Genomic DNA, 14,501 nt, shown 5'->3' with positions numbered 1-14,501 from the left:
GCACCTTCATCGTTGGATCAGCCTTGCCAGGGCAGGGCGATCGGCCCCGAGGGCAATGCCAGGAGATCGATGGCGCGGGCGGCAAGGTGATCGACGATCTCCTCGACCGTCTTGGGGAGGTGGTAGAAGGCCGGCACCGGCGGCATGACGATCGCGCCCATTTCCGTCACCGCGCACATGCTGCGCAGATGGCCGAGATGCAGCGGCGTTTCGCGGGCCAGCAGCACCAGCCGGCGCCGTTCCTTCAACTGCACGTCGGCTGCGCGGGTCAGCAGCGTGTCGGCCCGCCCCGTGGCGATCGCCGACAGGGTCTGCATCGAGCAGGGAGCGACGATCATGCCGCGGACCGGAAAGGAGCCGCTGGCGATCGAGGCCCCGACGTCGGCAATGGGATGATGGCGATGAACGCGCGGCAGGAGATAGTCCAGTGCACCCGGCCCGTGTTCGAGATCCAGCGTACGTCTGGCGGCATCGGAGACGACGAGGTGGGTCTCGACATTGGCGATCTCGGCCAGCCGTTCGACGATGCGCACCGCAATCGCCGCACCCGAGGCGCCGGAAATGCCGACGACGACGCGTTCGATGCTCACGGTGCGACATCTCCAAGCCCGAGCGAAGACCAGATCTGGTCAACCTTCGAGGCGACGTCCGGTGACATCTTCAAGACCTGGCCCCACTCGCGGTCGGTTTCTGTGCCGATCTTGGTGGTGGCGTCGAGGCCAAGCTTGCCGCCGAGCCCCGACCGCGGGGAGGCGAAATCGAGATAGTCGATCGGCGTGTTCTCGACGACCATCAGATCACGGCTTGCATCGAAGCGGGTGGAAAGCGCCCAGATCACGTCCTGCCAGTTCTTTACGTCGATGTCGCTATCCACCGCGATGATCAGCTTGGTGTAGTTGAACTGCGGCAGGATCGACCACAGGCCCATCATGATCCGCCGGGCCTGCCCCGGATAGCGCTTGTCGATCGAGACCACCATCACGCGGTAGGAGCAGCCTTCCGGCGGCAGCCACAGGTCGCGGATCTCGGGAAACTGCCGCTTGACCAGCGGTACGAACAGTTCCGTCATCGCCTCGCCCAATCGGGAAGGCTCGTCCGGCGGGCGGCCGGTGTAGGTGGACAGATAGATCGGGTTCTTGCGCATGGTTATCGCCGAAAGCGTCATCACCGGAAAGCTCTCGACGGAATTGTAGTAGCCGGTGTGATCACCGTAGGGACCTTCGTCGGCCGTCTCGCTCGCCGAAACGGTGCCTTCCAGCACGATTTCAGCGTTTGCAGGCACCGGCAGCGGAACCGTAGCCCCTTGTGCGATCTCCTGCCGCTTGCCCTTGAGCAGTCCGGCAAAATTCAGTTCGCTCATCCCGTCCGGCAGGGGCATGACGGCCGAAAGGATGGTTGCCGGGTCCGCGCCGATCGCGACCGCCACCGGCATGTCGCGGCCGAGCGCCTGCCAGAGGCGATGGTGGCGCGCGCCGCCGCGGTGGGCGAGCCAGCGCATGATCAGGCGGTTCCGTCCGAGCTTCTGCATGCGGTAGATGCCGACATTGACGTCGCTCGGGTCATCCGGCGCCTGGGTGATCACCAGCGGCCACGTGACGAGCGGCGCGGGTTCGCCGGGCCAGCAGCTCTGGATCGGCAGGCGGTCGAGATCGAGTTCGCCGTCGCGCCAGATCACCTGCTGGCAGGGCGCGCGCGCTACGGAACGCGGGTGCATCGACAACGCCGCCTTCAGGTGCGGCAGCTTCTGCCAGGCGTCGCGCATCGAACGCGGCGGCTTCGGATCGCGCAGGTCGGCGAGGAGGGCGGCCAGTTGCGGCAGGCCGCCGCTGTCCAGGCCAAGTCCCCACTCGATCCGCTCCCGGGTGCCGAAAAGATTGGCGAGCAGCGGGATCGGCTGCACGTTGCCGGCGGCGTCGACCGGCTTTTCAAACAGGAGCGCCGGGCCCTCGTCGGCGAGAACGCGCCGATGGATCTCGGTAATTTCATGCACCAGCGAGACGGGACGGGAGATGCGCTTCAACCGTGCTCGGCTTTCGAGCATGGCGACGAACTCCTGGAGGCCGGAAAAGCTGCGCGGGATCGGGACATCGGCTTTCATCATTGAAGTCTTGCCGGGGAAATATTCGACCGTCTTTGCGTTTGCGCAAACTGGATCGGCGTGCCGTTCCGTAGGTTCGGCGCCGTACGTTCATTGCCGAAGGTTCGCCGCATGACACTTCCGCCCGCCTTGGTCACGCCGATCGCCGTCGCCCCGCTGTGGCTGGTCGAGCGTGTCGCAAGGACCATCTTTGCCGGGGTCCTCAGGGCTCACCCCGACCTGTTCGAGCGCCTCGGCGACTATCGGCAGATGCGCTACTGCTTTTCGCCTTCCGACCTGCCGTGGAATTTTCTCGTCGTTCCGGCGACGAGGACGCTCAACGTTTCGCGCAAGTCGCAGAAGCCGGCTTCGGACGCCTGCATCGAAGGGCCGCTCGTGTTGCTGCTGGGCCTGCTCGAGGGGCGATGCGATGCCGACGCCCTGTTCTTCTCGCGTGACCTTTCCGTCACCGGTGACATGGAGGCGATGCTGGCGCTTCGCAACGCGCTCGACGACAGCGCTATCGACCTGCCGGACGAACTCGGTGCGCTGGCCGGACCATTGGCGCCGTTCGTAACGGGCACGGCCCGTTACATCCGCAAGCAGGCGCTCGAAGGAAAGGCCGCGTCATGGAACTGATCTGTCCCGCAGGCACGCCGTCGGCCTTCCGCGAAGCCGTCGATGCCGGCGCCGATGCCGTCTATTGCGGCTTCCGTGATGAGACCAATGCCCGCAACTTCCCCGGACTGAACTTCAGCCGTCAGGAACTGCGCGAGTCGATCGGCTATGCGCGAAAGAAGAACGTCCAGACCTTCGTCGCCCTCAACACCTTCATGCGGGCCGGCGACGAGGCGCTCTGGTACCGGGCGGCCGACGATGCCGCCGCAATGGGCGTCGACGCGCTGATCCTCGCCGACTTCGGGCTGATGGCCTATGTGGCGGAAAAATACCCCGAGCAGCGCCTGCATGTCTCCGTACAGGCTTCCGCCTCGAACCGGGACGCCATTCAATTTCTCATTGACGCCTTCGGCGCCAAGCGCGTGGTGTTGCCGCGCGTTTTGACGGTCCAGGACATCGCCCGACTGACGCGGCAGATCAACTGTGAGGTGGAAGTCTTCGCCTTCGGCGGGCTGTGCGTCATGGCGGAAGGGCGCTGTTCGCTCTCGTCCTATGCTACTGGCAAGTCGCCGAACATGAACGGCGTCTGCTCGCCCGCCAGCCATGTGAAATACCGGCAGGACGGCAAGACGCTGGTCTCCGAGCTCGGCGAATATACGATCAACCGCTTCGCTCCCAACGAGGCCTCCGGCTATCCGACGCTCTGCAAGGGGCGCTTCGAGATCGGGGACACGCACGGCTATGCCTTCGAGGATCCGGTTTCGCTGGATGTCGTGGACCATATCGACGCGCTGAAGGATGCCGGGGTGGCTGCTCTGAAGATCGAGGGACGCCAGCGCGGCAAGGCCTATGTCGCCGAAGTGGTCTCGAGCCTGAAGCGCGCCCTGACGGCGCAGCCGGCGGAGCGATCCGCGCTTGTTTCGCGTCTTCGCACGATGAGCGAGGGCCAGCGCACCACCTCGGGTGCCTACGAAAAACGTTGGCGATAGGGGACATCATAATGACTGCGTTGAAGCCGGCATTGAGCCTGGGGCCGGTCTACTATCTTTGGGACGGCCCGAAGTGGCGCGACTTCTATTTCCGGATCGCCGACGAGGCGCCCGTGGAGCACGTGATCCTCGGCGAGACCGTCTGTTCAAAGCGCCAGCATTTCACCGAGCCGCATATTTCTGAGGTTGTCGAGCGGCTCGAGGCCGCCGGCAAGACGGTCACGCTCTCGACACTTGCCATGGTCACGCTGGAGCGTGAGAGCCGGCATGTGCGCGACCTGATCCGCGACAGCGTTCATGCCATCGAGGCCAACGACCTCGCAGCCCTTGGCCTCATCAAGGGAAGGCCGCATTCGATCGGCCCGCTGGTGAACGTCTACAGCGCGGCGACAGCGAGGGTGCTCGCCGCTCGCGGTGCCGACAACATCTGCCTGCCGCCGGAACTGCCGATGAGCTCGATCGAGAACATATTGCAGTCCATGCCCGGCTTTTCCTTCGAGATCTTCGCCTTCGGGCGGATGCCGCTCGCGATTTCCGCGCGCTGCGCGCACGCCCGTTCCAAAGGGCTGACAAAAGACAACTGCCAGTTCATCTGCGGCGAGGAGCCGGACGGCCTGCCGCTGCGGACCCTGGACCGCCAGTCGTTCCTGGTGCTCAACGGCGTGCAGACCATGTCGAACACCTGCGTGGTCCTGCTCGACGAGCTGCCGGCCCTTGCGGCGGCGGGGATCGCGCGGGTGCGTCTTTCACCACAGGACTGCGACATGGTCGCGGTGGCCCGGCTTTACCACGCCGTGCTCGACGGAAGCATGGATGGCGAGGAAGCGATCGCCAGGCTGATGGAGGTCTATCCAGGTGCAGACTTCTCCAACGGTTTCTATCACCAGCGGGAAGGGGCAGCATGGGTGGCAAGAGGCCGTGACGCCGCACTGGGGCACGGCTGAACGTCGACGCTCGCGGCACGCACGTCGCCTGAAATGACTTGCGAACCGCTTTCTGGGAAACGCGGCGCATCGGACTGCGATGCTCGTCAGATTATGGTGATGCGTTTGCTCGTCCAACCGCGGCGGTCAGTGCGGCTCAGAGCCAGCGCCACCCTCAACCGGCCGACCTGACGCGTCGGATCCGTTCCCCGCCCACTCATCGGCGCGGATTTCGCGTTCCAGCAGGTCGATGAAATGACCCATTTCGCCGGAGGCGGTTGTCGGCGCCATCAAGATGTCCAGCAAGCTGTCCCTATCGGTGCATCGCGGCTGCTGTCTCATCGGGCGGTCCTCTTCGTAGGCTTTGCGCCTGCGGTCTGTTCAGCCGGCGCTTTCATTTTCCGTGTCGCCTTCGAGGCGCAGCATCTCCCGGAGCAGGGTCGAGCCGAGTGCGGCTTCGGATGCGATGTCGTGGAGCAGCAGGCTGGCTTCGGAGAGCTCGCCTTCGTCGGCGGCTGCAGGGTCGAAATCGCCAAGCAGATCGAGCAGCGCTGTGACCTTGCGCTTCTGGGCCCGTACGGCTTCGGAAAGACGCTTCTTCTCCCGGCGCTGCTCGAAGTGCTCAAATCCCCGGATGGCGTCGGCCACCCGATCGCGGCAGCGGCAATCCAGGGCACTGTCCAAAACAACCGTCCGCACCCGTCTTATGGCGCCCAGAACATCGTCGCGCGGGCGAGCTCCGTCACCCTCTCCGGCATGCAGCGTAAGTTGCGGTTCCTTCATGCCTGCCCCCGGGGCGGATGCATCGATGGTCTGCATTCTCTTGCCGGATTGCCCATCGAGATGGGCAATCCGTTCTTGCATCCCTTGCCTCAGAGGCCGGCAGCAGCAATGGCAGCGTCGAGGCGCTCGCGAGCCTTCTTCGGAAGCTTGCCGGTCTTGACCGCGTCGATATTTGCCGGAGCGTCATCGACGACGACGAGCGCCACCATGCCCATGCCGACGTGCGGCGTGCACTTGACCGCATAGGCGCCGGACGTGTCGAACGTCACCTTGATGGCTTCATTGACCTTGCCCTTGAACGGCGTCGCACCCTCCGGGATCATGTCCTTGATGGATTCGGCGTTGTGGGACTTGTCGGTCGGAATGAAGGTGACCGTGTCTCCCTTGGCAATCTTGATGGAGGCCGGTTCGAAGACCATTGCCCCATCCGTGCCCTTGTTCAACATGTGGATCTCATGGTCTGCGGCGACAGCATAGCCACCGAGGGCAGCGGTCAAAAAAGCAGCGCCCGCCAAAGAACGAAGGATCATGCGCATTTTTTATACTCCTGGGTCGGAAGCCCAACCGGCTTCGTCAGGAGCAGATTACCGCAGTGCGAAAGGTAATCTTTGACATAGCGCAAACATTAACGCGCACAACCGCAGGAAAGGCTGCGTCAATCCTTCGCATGGTCAGCCAGGGCCGTCAGGCCGTTGATGTCGAGGACGATCAGCTTCTGGCGGCCGCCTTCCACAAGCCCCTTGCCTTCCCAGGCGCTGAGGATGCGCGACACGGTGTGAAGCGTGGTCCCGGTCATCTCGGCGATATCCTGCCGGGAAATGGGAAAGTCGATCCTGACGCCCGGGCCCTCCTTCTTGCCCGCCTGTTCGGCAAGGCGCAGGACGGCGTGAGCGACGCGGCGCTCGACTTCCTGGGTCGACATTTCGCGGATGCGCGTGTGTGCTTCCTCCAGTCGCTGCCCGATCGTCTGCATGGCCGTGACGGCAAGGCGCGGATTTCGGTCGATGAACTGCGGCCACAATTCGGTTGGCCAGCAAAGCGCGATGCTTTCAGAAACCGCCAGCGCCGTTCCGGGGTAGTCCGATCGCTGCAGCGCCTTTGCGAAGCCGAACAGGTCTCCGGGATGGACGACGCGCACGATGATCTGCTGGCCGTCCTCGGTCACCTGGGTAACTTTGAGCCGGCCGTGCAGGAGAAGGAAGAAATGCGTTGCCGCAGCACCCTGCTCGAACACCGCCTCGCCCGTGGGGACTCGGCGGGGCACTGCGTGACCCAGGAACTTGTCCAGATCCGCGTCGCTCATCCTGTCGAACAGCGCAATGGATCTGACCAGGCTCTTATCGATCTTCACGGTTTCCACTCCATCGCTGACCCGTACCGTTCTACGGTCAGAACGGACTACCTTGCAAGGGCAATAGCAGTTGGATTGGCCCCGCATTGATCTGGATCAGATGGAGAGGGGGCTGCCCCGATTTCCGGTCGGGTCAGCCCGTCGACCTGGGGCATTACAGGTTGATGCCCCTGTTGCGCAGTGCTCCCAGCAGCGGCGCATACCATTCGGTCGATTTGACCAGCCGAAAGCCGAGGTTGTCCGGCGGCGTACCGACGGCGCAGCCACCACCCTTCGGATCGCGGACGAACGAAGTCATCGGGGCGCGATGGTTGCCCACCGTGACATAGACGCCGCAGATGTCCTCGCTGCGGATGACCGAGCCGGCCTTGTCGAGCTGGACGCGGCGATGGCAGGTGTTGGTCCATTCCCAGACGTTGCCGCCGAAGTCGGACAGGCCGTATTCGTTCTCGCCGTAGCTGCCGAGGATGCGCGGCACGGGATCCCGTTTCGAGCGTTCGGCCGCCTCGCGGCGGTAGTCCGCAAGCCAGCGGATGGCGGGGTTGGTGCCATCGTCCTCGAGCCCGAAGGCATCGTCGGGAAAGCCAGTTCCCGCCGCAAACGCCAGCTGCTGGTCGGTCGGCAGGCTCCAGAGTTCGCCGGTCCTCTCCGACAGCCACTTCGCATAGGTCTGCGCGTCGTCGTAGTTGACGCCCGTCACCGGCACGTTGCCGAGCGAGTAGGAGACGGCTTCCGGCGATTTGCAGACACCGTCGGCAACGCAGACGCCGTACTCGGCCAGCGAGACCTGGTGCTTCATGATGGTCAGCGGCCGGCTTTCGATGACGGTCTGCATCGGCGCATCGGTCGCATAGGTGCCGCGGATAAATTCGCCGTCGCTGCGGTAGGTGAACGTGCGCGGTGGAATAGTGACCGTCTGCGGCGCGAACAGGGCGGCAGTCGACGGTTGGGGTGTCAAAAAGCCCGTCTGGTGCGCGATGCCGGCGGTCAGGCCGGCCAAGATGGCAACGGGAACAAGCGTTTGAAGAAACGGGTTCGATAATGCTGCGTGGAATGTTGACATCGTCGCCCCCCAGAGGCGAGAGCCGGCCGCGGTCGGCCGGACTGTCGGCAATGGCGATACAGGCCCGCTTGGCGGGCCTGTATCTGTTGTCGTCGTTATACCTGCGACGGTGCCAGGACGGCGGTCATCAGGTCGTCGTTCCAGTCCCCGGTGACGGCGAAGTGGCCGGCCGCGCCGAGCTCGAACGCCTCGATCAGGTTGTGGTTCACGTAGGCGTAGATGCCGGGCTGCTCGAAGGTGTAGAAGGCAGCGCCTGCAGTCCCGCCGGGGATGAACCAGGTTTCCTGGTCGCGGTCCGGCACGTTGTTGAACTTGCCGGTCTGCCAGACGTAGTCACCGTGTCCGCCGATCAGGTGCGGGCGGGTGTCGCGGTTGGCCTGCGAATGGACGATCAGGACCTTCTCGCCCACTGCCGCCTTGAGCGCATTCTCGCCCGTCAAGGCACCGACGGCACCGTTGAAGACCACGTGGCTCGGGGTCAGCGTGCGCATCACTGCGAGCGTGTCGGCATATGCGTCGCCAGCGGTTTCGTACTTCTTGTAGTTACCCTTCTCGTCCTTCGGCACGTAGAAGTCCTGTTCGCCGACATAGTAGACCTTGTCGTAGACCAGTTCCTTGCCGTGGCCGTCGGTCAGGCCTTCGCGCGGCAGGACCATGATCGCGCCGTTCATGCCCGAGGTAACGTGCCAGGGAACCATGCCGGGAGGTGCGCAGTGGTAGACGAAGACGCCGGCCTTAGTGGCCTTGAAGCGCAGGATGGCCTTCTCGCCTGGGTTGACGATCGTCAGCGCACCACCGCCAAGGGCACCCGTTGCCGAGTGGAAGTCGATGTTGTGCTGCAGAGTGTTGGTCTCCGGATTGATCAGCGTCAGTTCGACATAGTCGTTCTGGTGCACGACCATCATCGGACCGGGTACCGATCCGTCGAAGGTCATCGCATGCACTTCGGTGCCGGCGTCGTCGAGGATCAACTTCTTCTCTTCGATCGTCATGGTGAACTCGACGATCTTCGGACCACCCTCGGCCTTCTGGGTGTGCTCGTGGACAAACGGAGGCTTGACGAGTTCAACCTTTACGCGTGGGAGGTGCGAGAGATCGGTCGGGTTCATCTTGGCGGGCGCCTCTTCGGCCTGCGCGAAAGTCGCGGTCACAATCGGTGCCACAGCGCTTGCAATCGCGGCTCCAGCCAGCATTGTGCGTCTGGTTACCTGGAATTGGTCGGTCATTTGTCTTCTCCTTGGACAAGACCGGAGCTATCCCCGATCTGTTGGAGAGGAATTTACGCCACTCGCCATGGTGGTCTTTGATCCATCACAAACTTTCGCAGTTCCTTTCCTTGCGAGTTGTCAACGAGCCGCGAAACCCTTTGCTTAAGTTTGGGCCGAACAAGAGGAGCGATCCAATGACGGTGACGTCGCAATCGAAGAGGGCCGGAGGCATTCCCCGGGGGCTCTCGCAAACGGGCCCGGTGCTTTTTTCCTATGGCTTCCGGCCGTTCTTTCTCGGCGGGGCGCTGTGGGCCTTCGCTGCGATGGCGCTTTGGATCGCGGCCCTTTCCGGGCTCGATTTTGCCTGGAAATACGGCGTTTCTCACTGGCACGCGCACGAAATGTTGTTCGGCTACGCCTCGGCCATCCTCACCGGATTTCTGCTGACGTCCGTGCCGAACTGGACGGGCCGCCTGCCGGTTTCGGGGTGGCCGCTGTTGTTGCTGTTTCTGCTCTGGTTGGCGGGGCGGCTGGCGCTTGTTGCCTCGGACACGATCGGCGTCCGCGTCGCGGTCGCAGCCGACCTGCTCTTCCTGCCCGCCATGCTTCTCATCTGCCTGCGCGAAGTTGTCGCAGGCCGCAAGTGGAACGATCTGAAGGTGATTGCCGTGCTGCTGGCGCTCTCTCTCGCCAATGCCGGTTTTCACTATGAGGTGCTCGCCGGCGGTCAGCCTGAGCGGGCCTATCGGCTTGCGATCGCGGCTTATGTCAGTCTGATCATGATCGTCGGCGGACGGATCGTCCCGAGTTTTACGCGCAACTGGATCAATCGGCTCGGCCGGAAGGATTTCCCGGCGCCCTACAGTAGCTTCGACACCGCTGCGATCATCGCCGGCGTCGTCGGGCTGGGTTTGTGGGTGGCGCTGCCCGAAAGCACCCTGACTGCGGCGGGCGCTGTGATAGCGGCCGCCTTCCACTTTGTCCGGCTTTATCGCTGGCGTGGCTGGACGACATTCTCGGAAATGCTGGTCGCGATCCTGCACGTCGCCTATTTGTTCGTGCCGCTCGGCTTCATCGCGATCAGCATTGCGGCGATCGGCATCATCGACCCGAAGTCCGCTCTGCATGTGGTGACGATCGGCACGGTCGCCTTGATGATGCTCGCCGTAACGACGCGCGCGACCCGCAGTCATACCGGCCGGAACCCCGCGGCCTCGCGCATGACGACGCTTTCCTATGCGGCGATCGTGCTGTGCGCGCTGGCGCGCCCGGTGGCAGGCTTTCTTCCCGATCATGCATCGGCGGTCTACGGCCTGTCCGGTGGCCTGTGGTTGATGGCGTTCGGGCTGTTTCTTATCGAATACGGTCCGATGCTGGCACGCACGCGCCGGCAGATCCGAGCGGCATGACCTCAGGCGCGGCTACCGCTTCTTGACGTAAATACCCGCTTCCTCGGCCGCCCTGATGAAGGCTGCTCGGGCTATCTGCCTCGGAGCCCCGCTCCTCAGCACGGCGCGGAAGACCCGCTTGGCTTCGCCGTAGGCAGACCCTTGTTTGTTGGGCCACAGCTTCAGGCATTCCGACGCTTCAAGAGTGCTTCGCACCTTTTGGAGCCGACCGGGACCGTTCAACTCCAATTCCACGGATTTTGTCCAGTACATTGGATCCATTGTGGCACTCCTCCGATCCCTCCTGGGGAAAGAAACGGGCCAGGACGAGCAGTGTTCCATGCTATCCAAGCGTCGGGGATTGCAGGCACAGTCCCCGGAAGACCGCTCGAAGCCAGCGCAGGCCGTCCAGATCTAATTTACGAGCATACTATTGTGGTTGCTCCTGTCTATGGGGCGGTACCAGCGTTTCATCGCCCGGCGACATTTCCGGTCGACGGTTATGGAACAGTACCACGCTGAGCACGATGGCGGCCAAGACGCACAACAGGACCACGAAGGAAAGGCCGGACTTGTCCATGACGCATTCTAGCACCGGCGCGACACGCCTGCCGAGTGTTTGCTTCTAGTGCGTCAAAACAGGTGGTCGCTTCTTTCGAGTGTGATGCTCGTGGTCAGATACCCGATCGCAAAGGGTATCCCGAAACTCCGCAGTTGCAGGCAGAGACCGACGGTATTGATGCCGCGACCGTGACCGAAGCCAACTGGGTCAAGATATATCAGGGCGAGTTGTGTGGCCGCGCCGATTGCGAAGCCGATTGCCATTCGGACTGCCACTTTGAAGGCCAAGGTGTCCATTGCCGTTCCTCCTGCCGGCACGAACTGTGCTTTCGATCGAATGTTCCTCGCTGCTCGGCGACAAACGCGGGAGGGCGTTAGCACATTGGCCGGGCCCGATTTGGGGAACGTCCTCCTACGTGTCACAAGGACGGTCAGCAGCCACGGTCGCCACATATTCGCCTAAAAAAACGGCCAGTATAAATCCGGTATCGGGTAGATACTGTTTCCTCCTGTTGAGTAACGCATGGATAGATCGGAGTTCTTTCGGTCAGTGTTGCCGATGTTAACGATTCAGCGGCGACAGCGGACCTATGCGCTCCGGTCTAGCTGATGGGAGAATCTCATGGCACGGCTAGGTCTCATAGCAGTGGCAGCGCTTTCGCTTGCCACTTCACTTCCCCTTATCTGCGCAACGACTGCCCCAGCCGCCGCACAATCATTGAGCGGGGGCGACGACGGCGGCGATATCAGCGCCAGCGACGTACGTGAGTTTTTGAGGGATGCGCTTCGCGCCCGCCAGGATCGGCGCGACGTGCTCCGAGATTTGCTCGCCGAACGGCGTGACCGTCGTGATGAGCTCATGGACCTGATGGGAGACGGCGGCGACATGATGGGAGACCGCGGCGATCAACGTGAGCGGCTTCGCGATCTCCTCGCCGACCGACGGGACCGCCGGGATGATCTGATGGATCTGATGGGGGACCGTGGCGACCGGCGCGAACGGCTCATGGACCTCATCTCCGCACGGCAGGACCGCCGGGATGAGCTCATGGATATGATCGGACAGCGCGGCCGGCTTGGAGGAGACCGCGGCGATCTGCGGCAACGCCTGCTGGAGCGTCTTGCGGCAGGCGACGACGAAAACTGCGTCTTCATTTCGCGCAGCTTGCGGGCCGAAAACGGCGACTGGCTGGCCTTCGTTCGCAGGCGGGTCTGCCGGGACTAAAGCGCGTCGCGACTTTTCGCTGGCACGCCGTAGGTCCTTGCGCATGTCTTTGTCCCGAGACCGGTTCCCACGTTCGGGAGACAAGGCCGGATGCCGCTTCGACTGCGTGTATGATCAAGCTTAGGGATGAGCACGGCTAGCATGCGATTCCCGCCGGCGAACGTGCCCGCAAATGAAGGTCTTTTTGGTTCCACTTCGCCTTCGCAACGGATGCACACCGGGATGCACGAGGCCGGCTGGGGTATCCCTGCCCGCCAACCGAACACGAAGCCAGGAGAACACGAAGCCAGGAGAGGTGACATGAACAGGATTCTTCTCATAGCGGCAGGCCTCCTGCTGTTGTCGTTCCCAGCCTTGGGGCAGACCGCGTCTGGGTCCAGCTCCGGCGACCGAGGCGCGAGCCAGGATCGTGAAATCGAAGACCTCTTGCGCAGCATCACGGACGAGGTTTCCGGCGGGGGCGGCCCGCGGCGCGGCGCCGCCTTTGTGCTTCGCAGCGGCGATGCGACGGTGGCGGTCCGCTGCGACCCGCGGGAAACGATGAGAGACTGTGTGGACCTGACCGCGACGCTGTTGGAAAAGGCTCGCTCTGCGATGCCATCGGGCGGCGGCGCCGCCGGAACCGCACCTCCGCGGCCATAACCTGCCGCAGGCGGATGCCATCGTCATCGCCGAGCCTTGTCGACAGCAACCGGTCTGCTGCCGCAGGACGGTAAAACTCTGCCTGCGTCGGCGACTTGATCGTCCAAGAGCATCGGGCTCGGCGGTCCAGCTAGAAGAGCTGTTTCATCCCGTTTAGCCGATCCGGAAAGCGGCCGCGCAGTCATCGTTGCAGCTTGTGAGGTTGCAAACCAGTGCCTGCCGATCCGCTCTCGAAGCTCAACCGTCGCGACACGCTCGAGATTGCCAAGGTTTCCGCCAGCCACCGGACGGTGGTCTTGTAGCGGCGGATTGCAGCAAAATGCCTTCATCCGCCGACGTTGGCGTGGGGCATTTCGACGATTCAATGAGGTGGAAAGAGAATTGGCTGGGGAACCTGGACCCTGCACGATCCAAGTTCCGCAGCCGATAACGCAATGAAATCAATGCCTCACTATTGAAATTGTGCTGAGAATTGTAGCAGCGTTTTGTATGCGTTGAAGCGCTTACAGCGCCCCGTTTTGGCGTCTCAGGTTGATGTCCGTTTCTATCTGAAACAGGAAGTTCTGCGTGACACGCGGATCGACCAATTGCGAATTGAAGGCGACTGCCGTGACTGCAATCGCGCCCGACGCAAAAGCACTGTCATTCGGCGGCAATTCGGCCGGCTCGCGCACTTTCATCTGGAAAGCGACTTCGTTTGTCATGTTGGTCATTGGATCGCGACGCGTCGTCCGGACGACGAAGGACCGATCGTTCTCGGGTTCCCATACTATGTCGTTGTTGTTGGTCCGCATGTAGCGCTCAAATTCGTCAAGGGTGAAGTGAAGATTGAGCGATGTCATGCCCTCGGTCAGCACTTTACTTCGCAGCGCTTGGGAGGGCTGGCCGTCCGGAAAAGCCGATGCTGCTAGGCGTTCCGCGATCTGCGTCGGCAGGTCTGGCCGGGTCGCAATCTTGTATCCGATCATAAGAACGGTAAAGCCGGCGGCGAAAGTGAAGGCAAACTTCCACGATTTGAAATATTCAGCGTCCATATTGAAAGCTCCATACGACATCCCTCGCCGCTGCGAGTAGTTGCCGGGGAAAAGAGTAGACTGAGATTCAGGCGGTGATTGGTGCCCAGTCTTCGATCGGGATCCAGCCATCGCGAGGCGGACTTAAAATAGGTGCTGACCCGCAATATCGGGTGCCCTGTTCCGTCGTAGCGAGCACGGTGTAGGAAATGAGGAAATCTTCGGCGAGTTCGAGAATGTAGGAGTCCAGAAAAATACCCGTGCCATTCTCCACAGTGCCTAGTGCCCGAACATGCGGCAGTGTGTCTTTGTGGGTCTCGTCGAATTCAATGAAACCGGCATCCGATGCGAAAGCGGTACTCAACGGAGTTCCTGTCGCATTAGTCAGATAAATCGGAATCGCTCCGTCGGTCTGTTGCGCTCCGAAGAAGAGCGCAACGTCAGCTGGTGGAGCATCTAGAGTGATCGTTTCCGGCCATCCATATTTTTCGATCTGCCGGTTTCGCGAGCTCGGTTGTAGCACTGGTCCGTCCGATTGCGACGAACGCTTCGATGTGTCTTGCTGTTTGCGTAGTTGCACGTTGGCTTTCATGGGCTTCCATCTTGCTGTGTCAGACTGCGGCCTTCGCTAAAAGCCGGTCGCCCCTTGTATTCATTTCA

18 protein-coding genes are annotated in these 14,501 nt (G+C 62.4%); 5 read left to right on the top strand and 13 right to left on the bottom strand.

What is annotated here, in order from left to right; translation table 11 throughout:
- Positions 1-17: 17 nt before the first annotated feature.
- Together AC1DDS_RS03480 and AC1DDS_RS03475 are read right to left on the bottom strand one after the other, a co-directional pair.
- The gene (locus AC1DDS_RS03480) at positions 18-590 is read right to left on the bottom strand and encodes a UbiX family flavin prenyltransferase (RefSeq protein ID WP_477477595.1); all 573 of its coding nucleotides are present in this window, start codon (positions 588-590) and stop codon (positions 18-20) included.
- Positions 587-2,101: a UbiD family decarboxylase gene (locus tag AC1DDS_RS03475; RefSeq protein ID WP_477477594.1), complete on the bottom strand. Its 1,515-nt coding sequence runs from the start codon at positions 2,099-2,101 to the stop codon at positions 587-589. Before AC1DDS_RS03475 ends, AC1DDS_RS03480 begins: the two co-directional genes overlap by 4 nt.
- 108 nt (positions 2,102-2,209) lie before the next feature.
- Between AC1DDS_RS03475 and ubiT the strand changes: the two genes are divergently transcribed.
- The 3 genes from ubiT to ubiV are packed head-to-tail and all read left to right on the top strand — an operon-like array spanning position 2,210 to position 4,628.
- Positions 2,210-2,716 (top strand): ubiquinone anaerobic biosynthesis accessory factor UbiT, encoded by a 507-nt coding sequence (ubiT, locus tag AC1DDS_RS03470; RefSeq protein WP_477477593.1) that lies wholly within the window; start codon positions 2,210-2,212, stop codon positions 2,714-2,716.
- On the top strand, positions 2,707-3,684 hold the full coding sequence (ubiU, locus tag AC1DDS_RS03465; protein WP_477477592.1) for a ubiquinone anaerobic biosynthesis protein UbiU: 978 nt from the start codon (positions 2,707-2,709) through the stop codon (positions 3,682-3,684). The genes ubiT and ubiU overlap by 10 nt, the downstream gene beginning before the upstream one ends.
- A gap of 8 nt (positions 3,685-3,692) precedes the next feature.
- Positions 3,693-4,628, top strand: a complete 936-nt coding sequence (ubiV, locus tag AC1DDS_RS03460) for a ubiquinone anaerobic biosynthesis protein UbiV (protein WP_477477757.1) — start codon at positions 3,693-3,695, stop codon at positions 4,626-4,628.
- A gap of 126 nt (positions 4,629-4,754) precedes the next feature.
- On the opposite strand, the gene AC1DDS_RS03455 is transcribed toward ubiV, so the two are convergent.
- The 6 genes from AC1DDS_RS03455 to nirK all read right to left on the bottom strand — a co-directional run bounded on the left by AC1DDS_RS03455 (position 4,755) and on the right by nirK (position 9,030).
- Positions 4,755-4,898: a hypothetical protein gene (locus AC1DDS_RS03455; protein ID WP_477477591.1), complete on the bottom strand. Its 144-nt coding sequence runs from the start codon at positions 4,896-4,898 to the stop codon at positions 4,755-4,757.
- 90 nt (positions 4,899-4,988) lie between these two features.
- Positions 4,989-5,426 (bottom strand): hypothetical protein, encoded by a 438-nt coding sequence (locus AC1DDS_RS03450; protein WP_477477590.1) that lies wholly within the window; start codon positions 5,424-5,426, stop codon positions 4,989-4,991.
- A gap of 53 nt (positions 5,427-5,479) precedes the next feature.
- Positions 5,480-5,926, bottom strand: a complete 447-nt coding sequence (locus tag AC1DDS_RS03445; RefSeq protein ID WP_477477589.1) for a pseudoazurin — start codon at positions 5,924-5,926, stop codon at positions 5,480-5,482.
- Between the two features lie 119 nt (positions 5,927-6,045).
- The gene (locus tag AC1DDS_RS03440) at positions 6,046-6,741 is read right to left on the bottom strand and encodes a Crp/Fnr family transcriptional regulator (RefSeq protein WP_310415294.1); all 696 of its coding nucleotides are present in this window, start codon (positions 6,739-6,741) and stop codon (positions 6,046-6,048) included.
- Between the two features lie 154 nt (positions 6,742-6,895).
- Positions 6,896-7,804 carry an SUMF1/EgtB/PvdO family nonheme iron enzyme gene (locus AC1DDS_RS03435; RefSeq protein WP_310415292.1) on the bottom strand — a complete coding sequence of 303 codons (909 nt, stop codon included), beginning with the start codon at positions 7,802-7,804 and terminating at the stop codon, positions 6,896-6,898.
- 95 nt (positions 7,805-7,899) lie between these two features.
- A complete protein-coding gene (nirK, locus tag AC1DDS_RS03430; RefSeq protein ID WP_477477588.1) occupies positions 7,900-9,030 on the bottom strand; it encodes a copper-containing nitrite reductase in 1,131 nt (376 codons plus the stop codon).
- A 176-nt stretch (positions 9,031-9,206) separates the two neighbouring features.
- Here nirK and AC1DDS_RS03425 point away from each other — a divergent pair, with 176 nt between their 5' ends.
- Positions 9,207-10,421: an NnrS family protein gene (locus AC1DDS_RS03425; protein ID WP_477477587.1), complete on the top strand. Its 1,215-nt coding sequence runs from the start codon at positions 9,207-9,209 to the stop codon at positions 10,419-10,421.
- Positions 10,422-10,433: 12 nt separating this feature from the next.
- Here AC1DDS_RS03425 and AC1DDS_RS03420 read toward each other — a convergent pair whose 3' ends face one another.
- The 3 genes from AC1DDS_RS03420 to AC1DDS_RS03410 all read right to left on the bottom strand — a co-directional run bounded on the left by AC1DDS_RS03420 (position 10,434) and on the right by AC1DDS_RS03410 (position 12,231).
- Positions 10,434-10,673 carry a DUF982 domain-containing protein gene (locus tag AC1DDS_RS03420; RefSeq protein ID WP_477477756.1) on the bottom strand — a complete coding sequence of 80 codons (240 nt, stop codon included), beginning with the start codon at positions 10,671-10,673 and terminating at the stop codon, positions 10,434-10,436.
- 360 nt (positions 10,674-11,033) lie between these two features.
- Positions 11,034-11,258, bottom strand: a complete 225-nt coding sequence (locus tag AC1DDS_RS03415; RefSeq protein ID WP_477477586.1) for a hypothetical protein — start codon at positions 11,256-11,258, stop codon at positions 11,034-11,036.
- 418 nt (positions 11,259-11,676) lie between these two features.
- Entirely contained in the window at positions 11,677-12,231 is a 555-nt protein-coding gene (locus tag AC1DDS_RS03410; RefSeq protein WP_477477585.1) for a hypothetical protein, read from the bottom strand.
- A gap of 255 nt (positions 12,232-12,486) precedes the next feature.
- Here AC1DDS_RS03410 and AC1DDS_RS03405 point away from each other — a divergent pair, with 255 nt between their 5' ends.
- On the top strand, positions 12,487-12,828 hold the full coding sequence (locus AC1DDS_RS03405) for a hypothetical protein (RefSeq protein ID WP_477477584.1): 342 nt from the start codon (positions 12,487-12,489) through the stop codon (positions 12,826-12,828).
- A gap of 503 nt (positions 12,829-13,331) precedes the next feature.
- Here AC1DDS_RS03405 and AC1DDS_RS03400 read toward each other — a convergent pair.
- Together AC1DDS_RS03400 and AC1DDS_RS03395 are read right to left on the bottom strand one after the other, a co-directional pair.
- Complete coding sequence (locus tag AC1DDS_RS03400) at positions 13,332-13,862, bottom strand: hypothetical protein (RefSeq protein ID WP_477477583.1); 531 nt, start codon at positions 13,860-13,862, stop codon at positions 13,332-13,334.
- A gap of 67 nt (positions 13,863-13,929) precedes the next feature.
- Entirely contained in the window at positions 13,930-14,433 is a 504-nt protein-coding gene (locus AC1DDS_RS03395) for a hypothetical protein (RefSeq protein ID WP_477477582.1), read from the bottom strand.
- Positions 14,434-14,501 lie beyond the last annotated feature (68 nt).

The organism is Mycoplana sp. 10N416 (assembly GCF_056394765.1).
The sequence above is the reverse complement of the archived record's forward strand: the minus strand, read 5'-3'. Positions and strand labels throughout refer to the sequence as shown.